The 21,529-nt window shown below is 73.0% G+C and carries 16 protein-coding genes and 1 pseudogene; 11 read left to right on the plus strand and 6 right to left on the minus strand.

The window, feature by feature from the left end; genetic code table 11:
* Positions 1–139 precede the first annotated feature (139 nt).
* Positions 140–1,393, minus strand: a complete 1,254-nt coding sequence (locus AC3CH1_RS04405; RefSeq protein WP_488461641.1) for a cytochrome P450 family protein — start codon at positions 1,391–1,393, stop codon at positions 140–142.
* Positions 1,390–2,691, minus strand: a pseudogene (locus tag AC3CH1_RS04410) (cytochrome P450). Before AC3CH1_RS04410 ends, AC3CH1_RS04405 begins: the two are co-directional and overlap by 4 nt.
* A 334-nt stretch (positions 2,692–3,025) precedes the next feature.
* Between AC3CH1_RS04410 and AC3CH1_RS04415 the strand changes: the two are divergent.
* From AC3CH1_RS04415 to AC3CH1_RS04440, 6 genes are all read left to right on the plus strand, one after another.
* On the plus strand, positions 3,026–3,748 hold the full coding sequence (locus tag AC3CH1_RS04415; RefSeq protein ID WP_361866910.1) for a response regulator transcription factor: 723 nt from the start codon (positions 3,026–3,028) through the stop codon (positions 3,746–3,748).
* Position 3,749: 1 nt separating this feature from the next.
* Positions 3,750–5,807: an ATP-binding protein gene (locus AC3CH1_RS04420; protein WP_488462142.1), complete on the plus strand. Its 2,058-nt coding sequence runs from the start codon at positions 3,750–3,752 to the stop codon at positions 5,805–5,807.
* 126 nt (positions 5,808–5,933) lie between these two features.
* A complete protein-coding gene (locus AC3CH1_RS04425; RefSeq protein WP_488461642.1) occupies positions 5,934–6,386 on the plus strand; it encodes a hypothetical protein in 453 nt (150 codons plus the stop codon).
* A gap of 127 nt (positions 6,387–6,513) precedes the next feature.
* Entirely contained in the window at positions 6,514–7,179 is a 666-nt protein-coding gene (locus AC3CH1_RS04430; protein ID WP_488461643.1) for a class F sortase, read from the plus strand.
* A 175-nt stretch (positions 7,180–7,354) separates the two neighbouring features.
* Complete coding sequence (gene sph, locus AC3CH1_RS04435) at positions 7,355–8,335, plus strand: sphingomyelin phosphodiesterase (RefSeq protein ID WP_488461644.1); 981 nt, start codon at positions 7,355–7,357, stop codon at positions 8,333–8,335.
* Between the two features lie 144 nt (positions 8,336–8,479).
* Positions 8,480–9,358, plus strand: coding sequence for an N-formylglutamate amidohydrolase (locus AC3CH1_RS04440; protein ID WP_488461645.1), 879 nt, complete (start codon positions 8,480–8,482; stop codon positions 9,356–9,358).
* A gap of 277 nt (positions 9,359–9,635) precedes the next feature.
* Here the strand turns inward: AC3CH1_RS04440 and AC3CH1_RS04445 are convergent, their stop codons facing one another.
* The 4 genes from AC3CH1_RS04445 to AC3CH1_RS04460 all read right to left on the minus strand — a co-directional run bounded on the left by AC3CH1_RS04445 (position 9,636) and on the right by AC3CH1_RS04460 (position 15,328).
* On the minus strand, positions 9,636–10,880 hold the full coding sequence (locus tag AC3CH1_RS04445; RefSeq protein WP_488461646.1) for a vWA domain-containing protein: 1,245 nt from the start codon (positions 10,878–10,880) through the stop codon (positions 9,636–9,638).
* Positions 10,877–12,148: an AAA family ATPase gene (locus AC3CH1_RS04450; protein WP_488461647.1), complete on the minus strand. Its 1,272-nt coding sequence runs from the start codon at positions 12,146–12,148 to the stop codon at positions 10,877–10,879. The genes AC3CH1_RS04445 and AC3CH1_RS04450 overlap by 4 nt, the downstream gene beginning before the upstream one ends.
* A 102-nt stretch (positions 12,149–12,250) precedes the next feature.
* The gene (locus tag AC3CH1_RS04455; RefSeq protein WP_488461648.1) at positions 12,251–13,702 is read right to left on the minus strand and encodes a hypothetical protein; all 1,452 of its coding nucleotides are present in this window, start codon (positions 13,700–13,702) and stop codon (positions 12,251–12,253) included.
* 414 nt (positions 13,703–14,116) lie between these two features.
* Positions 14,117–15,328 (minus strand): L,D-transpeptidase, encoded by a 1,212-nt coding sequence (locus tag AC3CH1_RS04460; RefSeq protein WP_488461649.1) that lies wholly within the window; start codon positions 15,326–15,328, stop codon positions 14,117–14,119.
* Between the two features lie 347 nt (positions 15,329–15,675).
* Here AC3CH1_RS04460 and AC3CH1_RS04465 point away from each other — a divergent pair, with 347 nt between their 5' ends.
* The 5 genes from AC3CH1_RS04465 to AC3CH1_RS04485 are packed head-to-tail and all read left to right on the plus strand — an operon-like array spanning position 15,676 to position 21,431.
* Positions 15,676–16,878 (plus strand): lipid II:glycine glycyltransferase FemX, encoded by a 1,203-nt coding sequence (locus AC3CH1_RS04465; protein ID WP_488461650.1) that lies wholly within the window; start codon positions 15,676–15,678, stop codon positions 16,876–16,878.
* Positions 16,879–16,880: 2 nt separating this feature from the next.
* Positions 16,881–18,554 carry a murein biosynthesis integral membrane protein MurJ gene (gene murJ / locus AC3CH1_RS04470; protein WP_488462143.1) on the plus strand — a complete coding sequence of 558 codons (1,674 nt, stop codon included), beginning with the start codon at positions 16,881–16,883 and terminating at the stop codon, positions 18,552–18,554.
* A 59-nt stretch (positions 18,555–18,613) separates the two neighbouring features.
* Positions 18,614–19,297, plus strand: coding sequence for a response regulator (locus AC3CH1_RS04475; protein WP_488461651.1), 684 nt, complete (start codon positions 18,614–18,616; stop codon positions 19,295–19,297).
* Positions 19,294–20,838: an ATP-binding protein gene (locus AC3CH1_RS04480; RefSeq protein WP_488461652.1), complete on the plus strand. Its 1,545-nt coding sequence runs from the start codon at positions 19,294–19,296 to the stop codon at positions 20,836–20,838. The genes AC3CH1_RS04475 and AC3CH1_RS04480 overlap by 4 nt, the downstream gene beginning before the upstream one ends.
* The gene (locus tag AC3CH1_RS04485) at positions 20,835–21,431 is read left to right on the plus strand and encodes a hypothetical protein (RefSeq protein WP_488461653.1); all 597 of its coding nucleotides are present in this window, start codon (positions 20,835–20,837) and stop codon (positions 21,429–21,431) included. Before AC3CH1_RS04480 ends, AC3CH1_RS04485 begins: the two co-directional genes overlap by 4 nt.
* Positions 21,432–21,529: the final 98 nt, after the last annotated feature.

Genomic DNA, 21,529 nt, shown 5'->3' on the forward strand with positions numbered 1-21,529 from the left:
GACCGGGCCGCCAGGGTCCGCCGACCGGAGCACCACGTCCGGGGCGCGGTCGGTGCCGGCGGCGTACACGGTGCTGAACCAGGCCGTGTCGGCCTCGCCGACCGCCCCCTCCCGTCCGCCCTCCGCCTCGGCTTCGCCGTCAGTCCAGGAGGACCGGGAAGGCGGTCATGTCGTTCTGCGTCATCACCGGAAGCTTGGTGATCTCCTCGTCCGGGACGGCGAGGCGGAGTCCGGGGAAACGCGTGAACAGGGCGGGCAGGGCAACGCTCGCCTCGACGCGCGACAGGGCCGCGCCGGGGCAGATGTGCGGGCCGTGGCCGAAGGTCATGTGGCGGTTCCGGGTGGGCCGGGTGATGTCGAAGGCGTCGGCGTCGGGGCCGTGTTGCTCGATGTCGCGTCCGATCGCCCGGTAGGAGACGACGACTCCCTCGCCCTTGCGGATCACCTCGTCGCCGACGGCGATGTCCTCGGTGGCAAACCGCATCAGCAGATGGGTCGTGGGGGTGTCCCAGCGCAGCGTCTCCTCGATCACCGCGTCCCAGTCGGCCTCCCCGGCGAGCACCTTGCGCAGCTGGTCTGGGTGGGAGAGGAGGGCGCGTACGGCGTTGAGGACGAGTCCGATGGTGGTCTCGTGCCCGGCGGCGACCATGGCCTTGAGGTTGCCCACCACCTCCTCCTCGGTGAGCGGCTCGCCGCCCTCCTCGGCCAGGATCAGCGCGCTGGTGAGGTCGTCCGTGGGCCGGGCGGTCTTCTCCCGCACGAGGTCGGTGTAGAAGACGTCCAACTCGGCCAGCAGCGCGAGGCGTTCGTCCTGCGGGGTGAGCATGGAGAAGAACGCCTTGTACTGCCTGGTCAGCATGGCGTGCTGGGACTCGTCCACGCCCATGAGCATGCCCACCACCCGCATCGGCAGCGGCTGGGCGAAGACCGCCTTCAGGTCGACGACCCCGTCGTCCCCCCGCGCGGCGTCGAGGGCGTCCAGCAGCTCCTGGGTGAACTTCTCGATCTCCGGGCGGATCGCCTCCAGGCGGCGGGGGGTGAGCGCCTGCGAGGTCTTGGTGCGCAGCCGTCGGTGTGCGGCCCCGTCGACGGTGAACATGGAGCGCCCGGCGTCGATCATGCCGATCAGCGGCCACGCGTGGGTCACCGCGCCGCTCTGCCAGAGGCCCCAGGCGTCGATGTCCTTCACCAGCCGCGGATCGAGGAGGAGTCGGCGCGCCTCGGCGTGCCGGGTGACCGTCCAGGCCGGTACGCCGAGCAGGTCGATCCGGGCGAGGACGCCGGCCTCGCGCAGCCGTGCGGTCTCGCCGTCCAGGTCCTGGACCAGGGGGTCGATGACGACGGTCCCGGCGCCCCGGCCGGCCGCGGCGGCGGCAGTGTGCGGGCAGTTCACAACGCGTCTCCTGTCGTGCGTACGGGCGTGAAGCGGACGGGCAGGGCGGTCGTCCCGCGCAGGAACGCGGACGGCCGGCGGACCAGTTCGGTGGCGGGGACGGCCAGTTCGAGGTCGGGCAGCCGGTCCAGCAGCACCTCGATGCCGGTACGGGCGATGATCTCGGCGATCTCCTGGGCGGGGAAGGGGCAGCGGTACTCGCCGTGGCTGAAGGCCAGGTGCGCGCTGTTGCCACCCTGCCCGGAGCGGACGGTGGAGGCGGTGACCTGCTGCCGGATGTGCGGGTCGGCGTTGGCCGCGCCGAGGCCGAGGAGCAGCATGTCACCGCGCGCGATGTTCCGGCCCCCGAGCCGGGCGTCACGCGCGGCCCAGCGGCCGGCCAGGATCTGGGTGGGGCCGTCCTCCCAGAGCACCTCGTTCATGGCCTCGGCGACACTGTGCCGGCCGCCGGACAGGGCGTCGGCGAACTGGTCCTCGGTGAGCATCAGCCGGGTGGAGTTGCTGATCCAGTCGGCGGTGGTCAGGTGGCCGGCGGCCGTGACCGCCATCAGGTCGAGCGCGTACTTTTCGTCCGTGAACGGTTCGGGGTGGGCGAGCATCCGGGAGGTCACGTCGTCGCCGGGCCGGGCCCGCTTCGCCGCCACGAGGCGCCGCATGTGCTCACCGAAGCTCAGGTGCGCCTTCTGGGCGCCGGGGCCGCCGTCGGCGAGGTCCTTGAGCACCCGCGCGATGTCGGCGCCCTCGTCGTCGGGGAAGCCGACGAGCCGGGCGAGCACGAGCACGGGCAGCGGCTCGGCGAACTCGGCGACGAGGTCGGCGGTGCCGCGGGGGCAGACGGCGTCGATGAGGCGGTCGGCCAACTGCTCGCAGTGCTGCCGGATCTCGAAGGGGTCCGTCCCTTCGAGAGCCGGTACGACCATGTCGACGTGCCGGCGGTGCTCGGCTCCGGCGGTGAAGTAGATGGACGGCATGGGGGTGCCCACCATGGGCAGCAGCGGCCAGTCGGCGGGGACGTGTGCCCACTGGTTTTACAGGGAGACGTCCCGGGGGAACAGCTCCCCGTCGCTGGTGACCTGGTGCAGTTCCCGGTATCCGATCACCAGCCAGGCGGGAAGGCCGCCGGGCAGCTCGACGGGGACGACGGGGCCGTGGTCGCGCCGCATGGACCGGTAGAGCTCCTGCGGCTCGGTGGGGAAGCCGGGCCCGCCGAGCGCGACGGCGCCCGTACCGGCGCCCACGGGGCAGCCTCCTCCGGCGCCGGCCTTGGACGCGGGCGTGGCGGACGAGGGGTTCGTCATCGTACGGACTCCAGGGGCGGCGGCTTCGCGCGTTGCGACCATACGATCAACGCGGCACCACTATAAGGAGGTTGCGTGAACCATCGGAGCTGTTCGCGCTCATCTTCGCCCGAACTCCTCACGATTCGACCTCATGTTCCGCCCGTTCTCCCATGACATCTGCACACCTTTGATCACAAGGTCGGCACCGCCGCTGGGCTCGGCCGGGCGCCGACGGCCGTCGGTCCCGGGCGGGGTCCCGGGCGGGGGCGCGTCCGGGGGCGCGTCCGGGATGGGGACGGCGCGGGGGCCGCCCCGGGCTCGCACCGCTGTCCCACCGCTCTACGATCAGGGCGTGTGCGCTGACGTCATAGTTGCCGAGGACGACGAGAAGCAGGCCGAGCTCGTACGCCGCTATCTGGAACGGGAAGGACACGCCGTACGGATCGTGGGCGACGGCCTCGCCGCGCTCGACGCCGTCCGGCACCAGGAACCCGACCTGCTCGTTCTCGATGTGATGATGCCCCGGGCCGACGGCCTGGACGTGGTGCGCGTACTGCGGTCCGAGAACCGCGAGCTGCCGGTGCTGATGCTGACCGCCCGCTCGACCGAGGACGACCTCCTGCTCGGTCTCGACCTCGGCGCCGACGACTACATGACCAAGCCCTACAGTCCGCGGGAGCTGATGGCCCGCGTCCGTACCCTGTTGCGGCGCACCCGGCGCACCGCCGCCCCGGAGCCGGTGGCCGAGGACCCGGTTCTGCGGGTCGGCGCCCTCGTGGTCGACCCGGCGCGGCACGAGGTGTCCGTGGGCGGCGGGGCGGTGGAGTGCACCCCCGGCGAGTTCCGGATCCTGGCGGCCCTGGCCGCGGGACCGGACCGGGTGTTCAGCCGTCAGCGGCTGCTGGAGGAGCTCCACGGGTTCGACCGCTACATCAGCGCCCGGACCGTCGACGTGCACGTCATGAACCTGCGCAAGAAGATCGAGCGGGCCCCGCGGCGGCCGGAGCGCCTGCTCACCGTGTTCGGCGTCGGCTACAAGCTCACCGATCCGGCGAAGGCCGTCCGGCGTGCGTAGGGTGCGCGACGGGGACGACGGGGCGGTCGGGCGCGGGACGGACGGGGACGGCAGGAGCGCCGGCCGACCCGGTCGGCGGGACGGCCGGCGGGAGGTGGCGGGCCGGGCGCGGCTGCCGCTGCGCCGGAGCCTGCTGGGGCGGCTGCTCGCCGTTTCGGCGCTGGTGGCCGCGTGTTCGGTGGCTGCCACCGCCTGGATCGCCGTGCAGACCACCTCGGGTGCGATCAAGCAGGAGCAGGGGCAGAACCTCACCGCGGACGCCCGGATCTACGACACCCTGCTGGAGTACGGTGCCCGCAATCCGACCTGGGACGGGGTCGGTGCGACGGTGCGCGAACTGGCCCGGGAGTCGGGCCGCCGGGTCGCCCTGACCACGCAGGGCAGGCAGCCGCTCGCCGACTCGGCCACCGCGGCGCCCGCCCCGGCGCTCGGGCCGCAGGCGTCCGCCGTGGTCGACCCGTTGTCCGTGGACACCGTTCTGGCGGCGCGCGGGGCCGACGGGGAGGGCACGGCGGCCGACCGCATCGACCCCCGGGCGGTGGGGCCGTTCCGGCTGTCGGCGGCGGATGGCAAGGCGTTGCGGCGGCTCGCCGACGACAAGGTGGAGTGCCTGAACCGGGCGGGTATCGCCTCGGACGTGGTGGTCGGCCCGAGCGGGCGCCCCCGGGTGCAGACCGTGGGCAACGACCCCGAGCGCGCGCTGGGCACGCGTTGTGATCTCGCCGCTCTGGACACACCCACCCCTTCGGAACGCAAGGCGCTCGACGCGCTCACCGAGCTGGCCGACGCCTGTCTGAAGCGCCAGGGCCGCGAGGGCGTACGGCTGAACAGCGACCTGTCCTGGGGCGATCCCGCGCGGGTGTCCCTGGCACCCGAGTCCGGTCCGCGGCCGGACGGACCCGGGCCGCTGGTGCCGGAGCCCGCGCCTGTGCCGACGCCGCGCGACGCCCCTGCGGAGGCGGCCGAGCCATCCGTCGTGACGCCGGAGCGCACCGGGGAGAACGACCGGGCCATCGCGTCCTGTGTGGGCACGGCCCGGAGCGAACAGCTCAGCTCGTACGTGGCCTCCCCCGCCCTCCTCTTCATCGGCGACGAGGGCGGTGCGACACTGCCCGGGTTCGACCTCTCCCCGGCGAACACGGCCAGGATCGCCGGGGCGGCGGCGCTCGTGCTGGCCCTCACCGTGGGCGCGTCGGTGTTCGCCGGGGCCCGGCTGGTGCGCCCGCTGCACGCGCTGACCGGCGCCGCGCAGCGTATGCGTGACGGGGAGCAGCCGGAGTCGGTGCCCGTCTCGGGGGACGACGAGGTCGGCCGGCTCGCCGCGGCGTTCAACGACATGTCCGCGCACCGGGCGCGGCTGGAGGAGCAGCGCAAGGCCATGGTGAGCGACGTCGCGCATGAGCTGCGCACCCCGCTGAGCAACATCCGGGGCTGGCTGGAGGCCGCCCAGGACGGGCTCGCCGACCCCGACCCGGCGTTCGTCTCCTCGCTGCTGGAGGAGGCCGTGCTGCTCCAGCACATCATCGACGACCTCCAGGACCTGGCCGCCGCCGACGCCGGCGTGCTGCGGCTGCATCCCGAACCCGTCGAGGTCCGGGAGCTGTTGAGCCAGGCCGCCGCCGCCCACCAGGCGCGGGCGGAGAACGCGGGCGTCACCCTCGCCGTCACGGGCGCCGCCCCGGGGCCGGTCCTGCGCGCCGATCCGGTCAGGCTCCGGCAGGTGGTGGGCAACCTGGTGTCCAACGCCGTACGGCACACTCCGGAGGGCGGGCGGGTGACGCTGCGCGCGTACGTCTCCGACGAGGGTGACGGGGCGGTGCTGGTCGAGGTGGCGGACACCGGTTCCGGCATCCCGTCCGAGGACCTTCCCCATGTCTTCGACCGGTTCTGGCGCGCGGAGAAGTCCCGCAGCCGCCGTACGGGCGGCAGCGGCCTGGGCCTCGCCATCGTCCGCAAACTGGTCGAGGCGCACGGTGGCACGGTGGGAGCGACGAGCGTCGAGGGCAAGGGGTCGACGTTCGTCCTTCGGCTGCCCGGAACCACGCCGTCCGGCCCCTGATGGGATGACCACAGCGCTCTGACAGCTTCTTCATATCTCCACGCCAGCCTGGCGGCATGCCCCGTCCCCGGTGCGCACCGTCATCCGGGACCGTCACGGGGCCGACTATGGAATGGAGCCATCCGTATGACCGCTTTCCTCTCTCGTCGTACCCTGCGTGCCGCCGTCCTGGCCGCCGTCGCGGCCGGCGCGGTGCTGGTCCCGTCCGCAGCCGCCTTCGCCGACTCCTCCCCGAAGCCGTCGGAGCCCACCGCCGTCGACCTGTCCGAGAGCAAGCCTCCCGTGGTCGACCTGTCCGAGCGCGAGGCCGCCGATGATGCCGCGAAGGACGCCGCGCGGCCGGCGGTGACGCCGCGCGGCGGTGTCGCGGCGGGCGAGGGCCCCGCGCCGGCGCCCACGCCGAAGGAGGCCGCCCCGGTGGTCACCCCGCGCGGCGGTGTCGCCGCGGGTGAGCGCCCCGCCGGAAGCGGTGACAACAGCACCGCGGTGCTGGTCGGTTCGGTGGCCGGGACCGCGCTGCTCGCCGGCGTGGGCACGATCGTGCTGCGCCGCCGCTCCGCGGCCGGCCTCAACGGCTGACCCGCACCGCTCACCACAGCCGACCGTGGCGCCGCCCCCACACCGGGGCGGCGCCACGCCCGCGCACCGGCCCGCACCGCACCGCACCGTCCCGCCGCCCTGTCCCGTCCCGATCCCGGAGTCCTCTGTGCCGTCCCGCACGTCGCCCCACCGCTTCCGGCGGACCGCCGCTCTGCTGACCGCCCTCGCGGCCTGCGTCGCACTGGCGGGTTGCTCGCCCGCCGAGCCCTCCGCCTCGTCCTCCTCCGCCTCGACAGGCGCGCCCTCCGCCTCGTCCTCCTCCGCTCAGGGCGGGGCGGCATCCGGACCGGCCGGTTCGAACGAACCGTCCAGGACGGGCGAGCCGGATCAGCCGGCTCCCGCCCACGTCTCCATCCCCTCGATCGGCATACAGAGCCCCCTCATGGAGCTGGGGCTCAATCCGGACGGCACGGTCGAGGTCCCGCCCGCGGAGAAGGGCATGACAGCGGGCTGGTACACCGGCGGTTCCGTGCCCGGGGCACCGGGGCCCGCCGTTCTGATCGGCCACAACGACACCCGTTTCGGCCGCGCCGTCTTCCACGACCTCAAGAACATCCGCGACGGCGCCGAGGTCCTGGTCCGCGACGGGGCGGGGAAGACCCTGCGCTACACGGTCACCGGGAAGGAAGCGGTCAGCAAGAAGGCGTTCCCCACCGACAAGGTCTACGGCCCGACGAAGGACAGCACGCTGCGGCTCATCACCTGCGACGGCGAGTTCGACGCGGACGGTCATACGGTCGACAACCTCATCGTGTACGGCGCCCTCGCCTGAAACGGCCTGCCGCCACGGGAATCTCGCGAGCACGGCCCCCACATGGCGTCGGCACGACGGATGGCAGCCGGCCGGACAGACTCGTGCCACCCGATGTCTACCCGTGGGTAACTCCCGCTGCTTGGATGGGATCGACCGGTACGCCCCCCCCACTCGACCCACCCCAGGAGACCTCGTGCCGAACACCGCGTTCCGCCGCCTGACCGGCGTGGCCCTGTCCGCCACCCTCGCCGCCGTCACCCTCGCCGTGAACGCGCCGCAGGCGGCGGCTGCCGAGACCCCGTCGCTGCGGGTGCTCTCGTACAACGCGTTCCTCTTCAGCAAGACCCTGTACCCCAACTGGGGCCAGGACCACCGGGCCGCCGAGATCCCGAAGGCATCGTTCTTCCGGGGCAACGACGTCGTGGTGATCCAGGAGGCCTTCGACAACGGGGCCTCCGACGCGCTGCTGCGGAACTCCGCGTCCCCGTACCCGTACCAGACCCCGGTGGTCGGCCGGAGCAAGAGCGGCTGGGACGCGACGGGCGGCTCGTACGCGGCGACGACGCCGGAGGACGGCGGCGTCACGATCCTGAGCAAGTGGCCGATCGTGCGCAAGGAGCAGTTCGTCTTCAAGGACGCCTGCGGCGGCGACTGGTTCTCGAACAAGGGCTTCGCCTACGCGGTGCTGAACGTCGACGGCGTCCGGGTCCACGTCGTCGGCACGCACGCCCAGTCGACCGACCCCGGCTGCTCGGCGGGCCAGGCGGCCCAGGTGCGCAGCCGGCAGTTCCAGCAGATGGACGCGTTCCTGGACGCGAAGAACATCCCGGCATCGGAACAGGTCGTGGTGGCGGGAGACTTCAACGTCGACGGGCACTCGGCCGAGTACGCGTCGTTCCTCTCCGACGCGGGCCTGAGCGCACCGGAGACCCGGACGGGCCACCCGTACTCCTTCGACACCCGCGACAACTCCATAGCCTCCGAGCGCTACCCCGACGACCCGCGCGAGGACCTGGACCACGTCCTGCACCGCACGGGCCACGCCAAGCCGGCGGGCTGGAGGAACGACGTGGTCAAGGAGGAGAGCGCCCCCTGGACGGTGTCCAGCTGGGGCAAGGACTACACGTACACGAACCTCTCCGACCACTACCCGGTGATCGGCTCCGGCCGGTAGCCGAGCCGTGATGTCGCCGTCCCCCGCCCCTCATCCACCGGAGGTGCGGGGGACGGCGACGTCGCCCGCCCCCTGCCGATGCCTTCCGGGGCCGATCCGGGATTCTGGTGCGGGAACGAACGAAACACCTCGAAGGAGTCACTGGTGAGTGATCCGCAGCCGTTCACGCTCATCCCGGGAGCTGCCGACTCCCCGGTCCTCCTGCACGTCCCGCACGGGTCCCGCCGCATCCCGCGAAAAGTGCGAGAAGGGATCACGTTGGACGATGCCGCCCTGGAGCGCGAGCTCGACCACATCACCGACGCCCACACCGCCGAACTGGCGTCGGCGGCCACGGTGCTCGCCCCGGCCGCCCCGTGGCGCTTCGTCAACAACCTGTCCCGGCTGGTCGTCGACCCGGAACGCTTCCCGGACGAGCGGGAGGAGATGCTCGCCGTCGGCATGGGCGCCGTCTACACCCGCACCACCCACCGCGAACCGCTCCGCCCGCAGGAGGCGGACCCGGATCCGCTGCTGGAGGCGTACTTCCACCCGTACGCCGCCGCGATGACGGCGGCGGTCGAGTCGCGCCTCGCGGCTGCGGGCCGCGCGGTGATCATCGACGTCCACTCGTACCCGACCGTGCCCCTCCCCTACGAACTCCACGGCACGGGCCCCCGCCCGCCCGTCTGCCTGGGCACCGACCCGTTCCACACCCCGCCGGATCTCCTCGCGGCGGCGGAAACGGCGTTCGGGGGCCGCGTCTCCCCCGGCGGTCTCGGCCGAGACACCCCGTTCGCCGGTACGTACGTTCCTCTCCGGCACTACGGAACGGACCGCCGGGTCACCGCGCTGATGATCGAGATCCGCCGCGACACGTACATGAGCGAGCCGGGCGGCCCGGCGGGGCCGGGGCTCGACATGCTGGCCGGGGCGCTGGCGGAGCTGGTGGAGGCGCTAAGCCGGCCTTCGCCGCCCTGGCCCACAACTGGGGCTGGTTCCCCCGCACCGCCGGCCCAGGGAAGACCGTCCGGGCCTCCCTGAACGTACGGCCGCTCTGACCCAGCACCGAACCGCCTACGGGCGCCGGACCCTGCTCTGCCGACATGGCAGGGCAAGGACTGCTTACGCAGGGACGGCTGCGGTTACGTCAGACCGGGCGCCGAGCGGCGAGGTCGCGGGCAGAATCCGTAGGGCACTGGGCGCCGACTTCAGGGGGCAGCACAGGCCCTCTGAACGGCAATGCCATGAAGGGGACCATCCCGCCCACCCCAGACTCAACACCGGGGCCGACCTTCGACGGGCTTCCTGAGCCGGCGAGCTAACCGATCTCCACCACCCGCGCCCACGCCGGAGGCCGACGGGGTACGTAGTCGGGGTTGTCCTCGTCCCAGGAGCGGCGCCTGTGGTCCCTCGGGAACAGGCCGACGACCGTCCGGCAGGCCGGTTGCGCGGCCGGCCAGGGGGTCTGTCCGTCGGTGAGGATCACGATGGCGTCCGGGCGGGGATGGGACCGGAGTGCCTTCGCGAAGCCCGTACGCAGATCCGTGCCGCCACCTCCTACCAGCGGGATGCCCTCGGCCTGGCACAGCGGGTGGACGACCCGGGTCGCCGCGTCGCAGGCGAGGACGGTGACCAGGTCGCGGCGGCCGCCCACCGCGCGCGAGATGGCGGCGACTTCCAAGAGCGCGCTGCCCAGTTCGGCGTCGCTGACCGAACCGGACGTGTCGATGATGACGGAGACCCGGGGCGGTCTGCGGCGGAGGCTCGGCAGGACGACGCCGGGCAGTCCGGCGGAGCGTCGCGACGGGCGGCCGTAGGTGTAGTCCTCCCCCGCGCCGGGCCCCGAGGCGGCCGAGCGTACGGCTGCGCCCAGCAGATCCCGCCAGGGCTGCGGCGGGTGGAACGCCTCCTCCGCCCACCGCTTCCACCCCTTCGAGGCGTTCCCCGGCCGACCGGTGATGCCCTGCGCCACCCGGAAGCGGACCGCGTCCTGTTCCTGCGCGCTCAGCCCGTTCGCGCCGTCGGGCCCAAGCTCCCATTCCCTCTCCAGCCCGTCGGCGCCGCTTCCGCAGTCCAGCCACGCGAGGTCCTGGGTGCGGGAGCCGAGGCGGAACTGGTACAGGTAGTCCTCCATGAGCTCGCCGGGTTGCAGGTGCAGCGTCGACGGGTAGACCGCACCCTTCGGGCCGACGAGGCCGTCGCCGTACACGTCGTCGTTGATCTCGCAGTCGGCGGCGATGTTCATCCGCAGCCGCTCCCCCGGTCCGGTCAGTCCGCGCTGCCGGGCGACCCGGTCGCTGCGGCCGTGGTGGTCGCGCAACAGGTGCGACACCTCGTGGACCCACACCCCCGCCAACTCCTCGACGGGGGTACGGGCCACGAAGGACGGCGAGACGTAAGCCCGCCAGTACCGGTCGACGGCCATGGTCGGGACCTGCCGTGACTCCACGGTGTGCAGGGCGAACAGCGCGGTCGCCAGGTAGGGGCGGACCCGGGCTGCCTGGAGGCGGGCGGCGAAGAGTTTGTCCAGGTCGAGTGCGCTCGACGCGTCCGTCGTCGTCATCGGCCCGCCGTCGCCTTCGCCTTCGCCGTGACCCGGGCGGCGGCCCGGTCCGCGCGCCCGGACAGGGACACGACGCCCGCGAGCTGTTCGATGGAGGCCGGTACGTCCCAGTCCTCCTGGCGCAGCGAGGCGAGGGTCGTCGCCGGGACGACCACCAGATCCGGGGCTCCGTCCTCCAGCGCCCGGACGAGCAGCGCCCACGCGGCGTCCCAACGGGCTCTGTCCGGGCGGGTACGGACCGCCGCGACGACCCCGTCCAGGGCGGCCTGCCGGAGATCGCCGCGCTCGGGCAGGACGGCGCCCGCCGGGTCGGCGAGGAGGTCCTCGGGGTCCGGAAGGTCCATCCGGTCCAGGCTCGCCAGCAGTTCAAGACCCGGGCCGTCCCCCACCGTCCCCCTGACGAGCAAGGACAGCACGTCCCGGGAGGACCCGGCGGCGGTCGCGAAGGCGATCAGGCTCAGCGTCATGTCCCAGCTGCGCGGCGAGGGCCACGGGCCTCCCCGGCGTGTCTCCGTCGTGGGCAGCCGGTGGACGAGGGTGGGGCGGGCCGAGAGGAGCCCGCACACCGCGCGCCGGGCGAAGTCCACCGCCTCGGGCAGCTTGTCGGGGTCGAGGCGGGGCAGGGTCGCGCGGGGCCAGGTGCCGGCGAGGCCGCGTACGACGACCTCGTGGTCGTGGGTCCACTGGAGGTGGACGAAGCGGTTGGCGAGCGGCGGGCTGAGCTCCCAGCCGTCGGCCGCCGATGAGCGCGGGTTGGCGGCGGCCACGATCCGTACGCCGGGCGGGAGTTGCAGTGCTCCGATCCGCCGTTCCAGTACGAGGCGGAGGAGCGCGGCCTGAACGGCGGGCGGTGCGGTGGAGAGCTCGTCGAGGAACAGCAGCCCGCGCCCGGCCCGTACGAGGCGAACGGCCCAGTCCGGCGGGGCCATCGGCACGCCCTGTTCGGCGGGGTCGTCGCCGACGATGGGCAGTCCGGAGAAGTCGGACGGCTCGTGGACGCTGGCGATGACCGTGGTGAGCGGCAGGTCCAGGGAGGAAGCGAGCTGGGTGAGCGCCGCGGTCTTGCCGATCCCCGGCTCACCCCACAGCAGGACGGGCAGGTCGGCGGAGACCGCCAGGGTCAGCGCCTCCAGTTGGATGTCGGGGCGCGGCTCGGTGGTGGTGTCGCGGAGCAGGCTCATCAGCGCGTCGGCGACGACGAGTTGGGAGATGGGAGCAGAGTCGGTGGACTCGGGTGCGGGCGCGGCGGACGGAGTGCTCGTGAGCATGAGGATCACCTAAGGGTAGGAGAGGGGCGAATGCGCAGGGGGGTGCGGGGTTGGGCCAGGACGGTCACGGCGCGGGAGCCGACAGGACCGGCAGCCCCGGGGTCAGCCGACGGTTGTGTGGCGCGGGCGTCGGGACCGACGAGGGCGGGGGTCGACGGGTTTGCGGGCGTCGGAGCGGTGGCGGACGGGTCCGGGACCGAGCAGGTCGGCCCGGAACAGCCCGTAGGTGATCCGCCGTTGCGCGGCGGCCTCCAGTTCGTCCCGCAGAGGACCATCGCGCAGCAACGCCCCGGGGCCGAGCAGCCCCTCGACGACGGCCAGCGCACCGGCGATGTCGCCGTGGTCGAGGCGTTCCCGCACACCGGTGAGGCAGTCCGGCCGCCGGTGCGCCTCGTCGATGGCCTGGAGGCAGGGCAGCGGAGTACCGGTCAGGGCGACCAGCAGTTCTTCGCGGCGGACCTCGGCCGGATCGTGGTCCAGCGGCGCGAGGGCCCCTGCGACGAGGCCGATCCGGTGCTGCTCTCCCCGGCACTCCACGAGGCGCGACGCTCCCGCACTGTCACCGCCACCCGGACGAGCCGGTGTGGGAGAAGGCGGCGGCAGGCCCGGGACGAGGGCCCGCGCGACCAGCGGGTGCAGTTGACCGGCCTCGATCTCCCCGGTCCGGAGGAGGTCGAGGTCGGGCAGCACCCAGGTCGCCGCGTCCGGCAGCACCGGTGGTGTGGACGCGCCCGGGTCGGGGGCCGCCGCCGCGACCCGCGCGACAGGCGTCCCCCGACCGTCCGCGCCGGCCTCCAGTCGCAGGAGAAGGCGATGTCGGCCGCCCAGCCGCACGCTGAACGCTCTGCCCGGCCCCTGCCCCTCGGCGCGGAGCAGGATCGCCGCCTCCGCCGCCCAACGGTCCACGGCGCAGCGTCGGTCCGGCGGGACGGCGCTCCACGTCTCCGGGTCGACGGCTTCGGTGGCACGGGCGGACGGCAGGTCGTCGAGGCCGCAACGGATCCGTAGCTCATCGGCCCTGCGCGCATCCCACAGGTGGCGGTGCAGGTCGAGGCGGAAGCGCCGGTTCGGATGCGGGTGGGGGTGGCGGCGGGCGCCCGGTTCGGTGTGCGACCCGTCCCACAGTGCGAGGCTGATCCGCTGCCCGGCGTTCGCCCAGGCGGGCGGGGTCCGGACGACCAGGTGCAGGGGGCCCGGGCCGTCACGCTCGGGTGGGTCGTAGCGGGCCAGTTCGATCGTCAGCCCCGGGCGCAGCAGCCCGTGCGGGGCGATTCTCGGCATGTGCCAGCGCAGCAGGTCAGGAGCCAGATGGCGAAGGTCCGCCCGGATGCGGGCGGCGAGTTCCTGGCCGTGGCCGCGCACCACGGACCGGAGGCGGAAATCGATGTCGACGCCTGCCGCGGCGCACGCTCCTGCCCAGTCCCCGGCCTCACGGCGGGCGGTCGCAGTCTCGATCATCGGGGCCGGCACGGCGAACTCGCGCACGCGCGGCCAGAAGGACGGGGAGGAGAGAGGAGACGGGTAGGAATCCCGGTTCGCGGTCGAGATGAGCATCAGCACTCACCTTGCGCGGACGGGTCCCCCAATCTGTTCAGGGAGAGAGTCATCGCGGGGAGCCTAGCTCCGGTCACCGAGATCTGCCAGGACTTTCTTCTCCCGCCGTGCGCCTTCCGCAGCCGACAGGGCGGCCGCACCGCCCTGAACAGCACTGACGAGCCACTGCGTTGACCGGAACAAGACGGCGCGTCCCTCGCCCCGGGCCGCCGGTGGACCTGGCACACTCCCACCGGCGAGACTCGTCCCCCACCACGTCGAGGAGTTCGCGAAGCGCTTGCGTCGCCAGGCGCGCATCACCGCGAAGATCAGGCATCCCGGGGTATTAGGTGTACGACGTGGTGCTGGACGTGTTCCGCGCCCAGCCCGACCTGCACCGCGGTTGAGGTCTCCCGCATACGACCGGCACCCGTCTCAGCGCAACGCGCTCATCTCCTGCCACTCGGTCCACGAGACGTTCCACGCGCCGAAGCCGTTCCCGGGGGCGACCACGCCCTTGGTGTCCTTGCCGGTGATCTCGAACGGGTCGCCGGGCCGCACCTGACCGTAGAACCAGGCCGCGTCCGCGTCGCTCATTCCTATGCACCCGGAACTGCGGTTGGCCCTGCCGAGATGGCGGGCGTTCCACGGAGCGGCGTGCGCGTACATGCCCGACCAGGTCAACCGCATCGAGTGGTCGACCATCTTGTCGTAGGCGTCGGCGAGGCCCACGGTCTCGGAGTTCATGTTGATCGTGCCCTCCTTGGCCATGAGCACGGCGGTTCCTCGCCAGGAGCGTTTGTCGCCGCCGGGCGTGCCGCCGGAGACCGGAATCCGGCGGACCGCTTTCCCGTCCCGTACGAGGGAGAGCCGATGGCGGTCGAGGTCGACCTCGACGATCTGCCGGTCGCCGATGGTGAAGGACGTCGTGTAGTCGCGTACGAACCAGCCGCCGTCCGCGCCCGAGTCGGTGCCGTTCAACTCGGCGTCCAGCCTGACCTCGGTCCCCGGCTTCCAGTACGTCCGGGGCCGCCAGTCCACCCGGTCCCGGCCCGACCAGTCGCGCATCCAGCCCCAGGAGCCCTCGGTGTCGTTCGAGGTGGTGATCCTGAGGTGCTTCTCGACCTCGGCCCGGTTCCTGACCGGGTGGTCGAACACCAGGGAGATCGGCTGGGCGACGCCGACGGTGGTGCCGGCGCCCGGTCTCCAGTCGACCTTGTTGACCTTGCCCGCCTTCGCCGTGGTGAATCCGGCCCGGGCGCTCCGGGCGGTTCCGCCGGCGCTCCGGGTCGCGGCCGTCACCTCGTACGCCGTACCGGGTACGGACTTGCGGTCGGAGACCCAGGACCGGCCGTCGGCGGCGACCTTTCCGGCGAGCCGACGGCCCTCGGCGTCGGTGACGGTCACCGAGGTGAGGCTGCCGCCCGTGACCGTGACCCGTACGGGCTCACCGGCCGGGACCTGCTTGCCCACGGGCGTGACGGAGACGGTGGCGGGGCGGTCGTCGGGGCTCGGCGTCACCTCGGCGGCCGGAGCGCCGGGAGGGGCGCTCGACGAGCAGGCTGCGAGCGGTGCCAGCAGGGCGGCCGCGACGGCGGCCCGGACGCGGGCACGGGTGCGTACGGGTGTGCGTGACGAGCGGGACAACAGGACCTCCGGGAGAGCCGCGAGAGAGCCGGACGAGTCGGCGATGCTGCGACTGTAGGGCCGGAAAAGCCGAGGTCAGACGCTGGGGAGCCATGTGACGGCGACTGGTGAGGAACGGTCATCGTCCGGTCACATTCGCCGGTCGGAGCGGTCACGAAGCGCTGTGAGCATCCTCTGCAACCCCGCGAAACGTCCGGGGAGCCATCCCCCGCGAAAGGTCCTGGGAGCCGTCCCCACGATCGAGTCCGGGGAGCCGTCCCCGCGACCGAGTCCGGGGAGCCGTCCCCGCGACCGAGTCCGGGGAGCCGTCCCCGCGACCGAGTCCGGGGAGAAGGAGAGGCCAGACCGTGTCAGCGCTGCTCGTGCCGTCGTCGTCCAGCCCCGTGCCCCGAGCACGGAACCGGGCCGTGGCCCTGGGAACCATCACCCCGAAGACCTACCGCGGCTTTCTCGCGTCCCCCGAAGGCCGGGCCCTCGGCGCCGGCTTCCTCCAGTGCCCGTCCTGGGCCGGCGTCAAGGAGGGATGGGACTCCCGACTGATCGGCTGGGGGCCGGACCCGGAGGCGGGCGGCCTGACGGGCGTGGCCCTGGTGCTGCTGCGGCCGTTCCCCGGGACGCGCAAGTACTTCGCCTACCTCCCCGAAGGGCCTGTCGCCGACTGGAGCGACCCCGACGTCGACGACTGGCTCGATCCGCTCCTGGGGCACCTGCGCCGCGCGGGCGCGTTCGCCGTGCGCATCGGCCCGTCGCCCGCCTACCGGCGCTGGGACGCCGCCCGGCTCAAGCCGCTCACCGGCCCGGGCCGACGCCTCGGCGATGTCCTGGCCAGCGAGGTCGACCCCCTCGGCTCCGCCGTCGCCGACCGGCTGCGGGTCAGGGGCTGGCGCCGATGCGGTGGCGACGGGCCCGGGCAGGGCGGGGACGCCCAGCCCCGCCACGTCTTCCGGGTGCCGCTCGCCGGACGCAGCACGGACGACGTGTGGGCCGGGCTCAACCAGGAGTGGCGACGCAATGTACGCCGGGCCCGGAAGGAGGGCGTGGAGGTGGTGGTCGGCAGTGCGGCGGACCTCCCCGAGTTCTGCCGCCTGCTCGCCGTCACCGAGCGACGCGACGGATTCCGCCTCGGCCGCTCGCTCGCCTACTACGAACGCCAGTACGCCGCGCTCAACGCCGAGGAACCGGGTCGGATGAAGCTGTACCTGGCCCGTCACCGGGGCGAGATCCTGGCCGCCCACACGCTGATCACCGTGGGCCGCCGCGCCTGGTACCAGACCGGCGCCTCCGCCGACCACCGCCGCGAGGTCCGGCCGTCCAACGCCCTTCAATGGCGGATGCTGCTGGACGCCCATGCGCGGGGGGCGGACGTCTACGACATGCGCGGGGTAGCCTCCACTCTCGATCCGGAAGAACGTGGTTACGGATTGCTGCGGTGGAAGCTCGGCACCGGTGGGCAGGTCGTCGAGACGTTGGGGGAATGGGAGAGGCCGTTGGGGGGCAGCGCCAACCTCGCGCTTCACCGTGCCTTCCAGGCGTACCTGAACCGCCGATGAAGATGAAGACGAAGACGAAGACGACGCAGACATGCCCGACGCCGCCCACCGACACCGCCCGTCCGGAAGCCGGAGAGGCCATCTCCGCTCCGCGCGGCAGTGCTGTCATGGCCGCCGGATCCGTCGTCTCCCGCGCCACCGGTTTCGCCCGGTCCGCCGTGGTCGCGGCGGCTCTGGGCACCATCGGGCCGAGCGCCGACGGCTACGCGGTCGGCAACGCCCTGCCCACCATCGTCTACATGCTGCTGCTGGGCGGCGCGCTGAACGCCGTCTTCGTTCCCGAGCTGGTCCGGGCCGCGAAGGAGCACCCCGACGCGGGGGCCGCGTACACCGACCGGCTCGTCACCGTCTGCGTCGTCGCCCTGCTGGCCATCACCGCGACGGCGGTGTGGGCCGCCCCCACGATCGTCGACGTGTACACCGACTACACCGGCCCGCAGGCGGCCATGACCGTCGCGCTGGCCCGCTACTGCCTGCCCCAGATCTTCTTCCTGGGACTGTTCACGCTGCTCGGCCAGATACTCAACGCCCGGGGCCGATTCGGCGCGATGATGTGGGCGCCGGCCCTGAACAACATCGTCGTCATGGCCGTCTTCGGCCTGTACCTGGCCCTGTCCCTGGGCGGCGGGGACACCCTCACACCGACGGGGACCGCCCTGCTCGGCTGGGGGACGACCGCCGGTATCGCCGTCCAGGCACTCGCGCTCGTCCCGGCCCTGCGCGCTGCCCGCTTCCGCTGGCGGCCCCGCTTCGGCCCACGCGACAGCGGACTGGGCCGCCCTCTGCGAGCGGCCGGCTGGCTGGTGCTGCTGGTCCTCGCGAACCAGGCCGCCTACTGGGTCACCACCCGGCTCGCCACCAACGCCGGCCTCGACGGCGGACCCGGATTCGGCGCCTACAACAACGCCTACGCCCTGTGGGTCGTACCGCACGGCGTCATCACCGTGTCCGTGGTGACCGCGCTCCTGCCACGGATGAGTGCGGCGGCGGCCGACGGGAACACCAGCGGTCTGCGGCACGACGTCTCCCACGCACTGCGGGTCTGCGCGGCCGCCGTCGTACCCGCCTCCTGCGCGCTGCTCGCCCTCGCCGGGCCGGTGACGTCCCTCGTCTTCGGGTACGGCAGGACCAGCGCCGCCGACACGGCCGCGATGGCCGGAATCCTGATGGCCTTCGCACCGGGACTGGTCGCCCTGTCGGGCCAGTACGTCCTGTCCCGCGCCTTCTACGCGCTCTCCGACACCCGTACGCCGTTCCTGCTCAACCTGGTGATCGTCGTCCTCAACGCGGGTCTGTCCCTGGCCGCCGCGCACCTGCTGCCGGCACGCTGGGCCGTCACGGGCATGGCAGCGGCCTACTCGCTCGCTCTGTGCGCGGGCTGGGCGCTGACCGGCAGGGTGCTGAGCCGTCGGCTCGACGTCGTACGCCCCCTGCGGCGGTCCTCCTCCGCGGCCGCCCACGCACGCCTGCTGCTCGCCGCCGTCCCCGCCACCGCCCTCGGCCACCTCGCGGCCCTGGGCGCGGGACGGGCGGGAGCCCTGGCCGCCACCGTCGCCGGCGCCGCCGCCCTCGCCCTCACCTTCGCCCTGCTCGCCCGTCCGCTGCGGCTCGCCGAACTGAACGCGCTGCTCCTGCGTGTAGACAGACGGCGGCCCCGGACCCGTACCCGTACCTGACCACCATCACCGTCACCATCACCACCGCTGTCACCATCACCACCGAGGGAGAACAACCGATGCCCCGCGTGCTCCTCGTCGAGGACGACCCCTTCGTACGCGAGGGGGTCCAGCTCGGTCTGCGCCGCCGCGGCCACGACGTACGAGCAGCCGAGACCGGCGAGGACGGCCTCGCCGCACTGGCCGAATTCCGCCCCGACCTCCTGCTGTTGGACCTGATGCTGCCCGGAATGACCGGCGTCCAGGTCTGCCGACAGGTCCGCGAGCACAGCCAGCTGCCGATCATCATGCTCACCGCGCGCGGCGACGACTTCGACGTGGTCATCGGCTTGGAGGCCGGCGCCGACGACTACATCGTCAAGCCCGCCCGGCCCGAGGTGATCGACGCCCGCATCCGGGCCGTGCTGCGCCGCATGGACGACGGCTCCTCGGGCCGCCCGGCCATCGAGGTCTACGGCGACCTCACCATCGACCGGGTCGGTCTGACCGTCTCCAAAGCGGGCCGGCTTCTGACGCTCGCTCCCTCGGAGCTCAGGCTGCTCCTGCACCTGTCCGCCGCTCCCGAGCAGGTGTTCAGCAGGCAGCAGCTCCTGGAGAACGTCTGGGAGCACACCTTCCACGCCGACGGCCGCCTGGTCGACGCCTGTGTCGCCCGGCTGCGCGGGAAGATCGAGAACGAGGTCGGCAGCCCGCGTTACGTCCAGACGCTGCGGGGCTTCGGCTACCGCTTCGGACCGCTGTGATCACCGTCCCCCGCCCCGGCCGCCCGCGCGGTGACGGGAACGAAGGACCGGACGGCGCCGGTTCGGCCGCGACCATCCGCCGGCGTCGGCGGGCCAGGGCGTTCGGCCTGCGCACCCGACTGCTGGCCGCCTTCCTGCTGGTCGCCGTGGTCAGCGCCGGGACGACGTCCGCGCTGACCTACCGCGAGGCCCGCAACGCGCTGCTGAAGACCGCCCAGGACACGGCGGTCTCGACGTTCCGCGACCAGGTCCAGCGGACGGGCTGGGGGCTGCCCGTTCAGGAGGAGGGACTGGAGGGGTTCCTGCGCGACCTCGCCCGCGCGGGCAAACCGCGCCCCTGGGTGGTGTTCGCCGAGTACGGTTCGCTCCGCGCGTCCTCGGGCGAGAACCCGGTCTCCACCGTCATCACCCCCGAACTGCGTCGGGCCGCGACGGCCGACCGGTACGGGAGCTTCGAGCGGGTCGTCAAGGACGGCGTCCCGTACCTGACCATCGGCATGCCCACGGTCTTCAGGACCGGCCCGGACGACGTGCTGCCCACCGGACTCGTCCTGTACGCCGTCATGCGGATGACCGACGAACAGGTCAACGTCGATGCCCTGCTCGTCGCCGCCAGGAACGGCGCCCTGCCCGGCCTCGCCATCGCGCTCGTACCCGGCCTGATCGCCGCGCGCAGTGTGCTGCGTCCGGTGCGGGAGCTGCGCCGCGCGGCCAGGAGCATGGGCGGCGGCAGGCTCGACACCCGGATCCCGGTACGCGGCAACGACGAACTCGCCGACCTGGCGGACACCTTCAACGAGTCGGCGGGACAACTGGAGCGGTCCGTCGGCGAACTGCGCGACGCCGAGGCACGGGCGCGCCGCTTCGCCTCCGACGTCTCGCACGAACTGCGCACCCCGCTGGCCGGGATGCTGGCCGTCACCGAGGTCCTCGATCAGGACGCGGACCGCCTGGACGCCGACACGGCCCAGGCGGTCCGGCTGGTCAGCGCGGAGACCGGAAAGCTCGCCGTACTCGTCGAGGACCTGATGGAGATATCCCGATTCGACGCCCGCGCGGCCGAGTTGAACTCCGACGAGATAGATGTCGCCGAGGCCGTCCGCAAGTCCCTCCAGACCCGGCGCTGGTCGAACGACGACCGGATCCACGCCGAGCTCCCCACCGGCATCCGGGCCCGGCTCGACCCGCGCCGCTACGACATCGTGGTCGCCAACCTCGTCGGCAACGCCCTGCGGCACGGCGGCGCGCCCGTCAGGGTGCGCCTGCGCACCGAGGCGAGCTCCTTGGGCACGCAGGTGCTCATCACCGAGGTCGCGGACAGCGGCCCCGGCATCCCCTCGGCCTCCCTCCCCCACATCTTCGACCGCTTCTACAAGGCCGACGCGGCCCGAACCCGATCGCCGGGCAGCGGCCTGGGGCTGGCGATCACCCTGGAGAACGTGCGTCTGCACGGCGGGACGATCCGCGCGGGGAACCTGCCCGGCGGCGGCGCCGTCTTCACCGTCGAGATACCGCTCCGGGTCGAGGAGGCCGGCAGATGAGGCGTGCGTGGTGGCGCGGACTCGTGGTGGGCGTCCTCGTCACGGTCGGCGCGTCCATGATCGGCGGCTGCGGGATCCAGGAGTCCGATGTCATCGAGGCGGGCGGACCCGCGACCGTCGACGCCTTCCTCAACCGTGACGACGACATGTTGCTCTTCTTCCGTTCCCCCGACGGGGGGTTGAGCCCCGTGATCCGGGCGGTCAGACCCTCGGCCGGGTTCAGCGACGAGTACGTGGAACTGGGCTCCGACGACCGCGATCCCACGGGCCCGGCGGGCCCCACGCCCACGGAGAAGGTCGTCCTGGCGCTGCTCCTGGGCCCTGGAAGGACGGACCGGGCCGCCGGTCTCACCACCGCGCTTCCCGCGGTCCGCGAGGGCGGGACCGTAGCGGTCGAGGTCTCGCCCACCGGCGGGGTCGCGGTTCGCCTGCCCCTGGCCGTGCGGGGGCTGAACGGCACAGCCCTACATCAGTTGACCTGCACGATCGCCTACAACGAAGCCACCGAGGGCCGGGGGGTCGTGACGCTGACGGGACAGGACGGGGTGAAGAGGTCCGGCACCTGCGGACTCGCCCCCGGCAGAGCCGGCTGAGAACGCCCCCCCGGCCGGAAGCCGCCCCGCAGGGCCCGCGTACGGCGACGTCCCGGACCCGTACCGTCCTGCGACAGCCCCAGGGCCGGTGTGACCAT

The organism is Streptomyces sp. MGP-P1 (assembly GCF_057766565.1).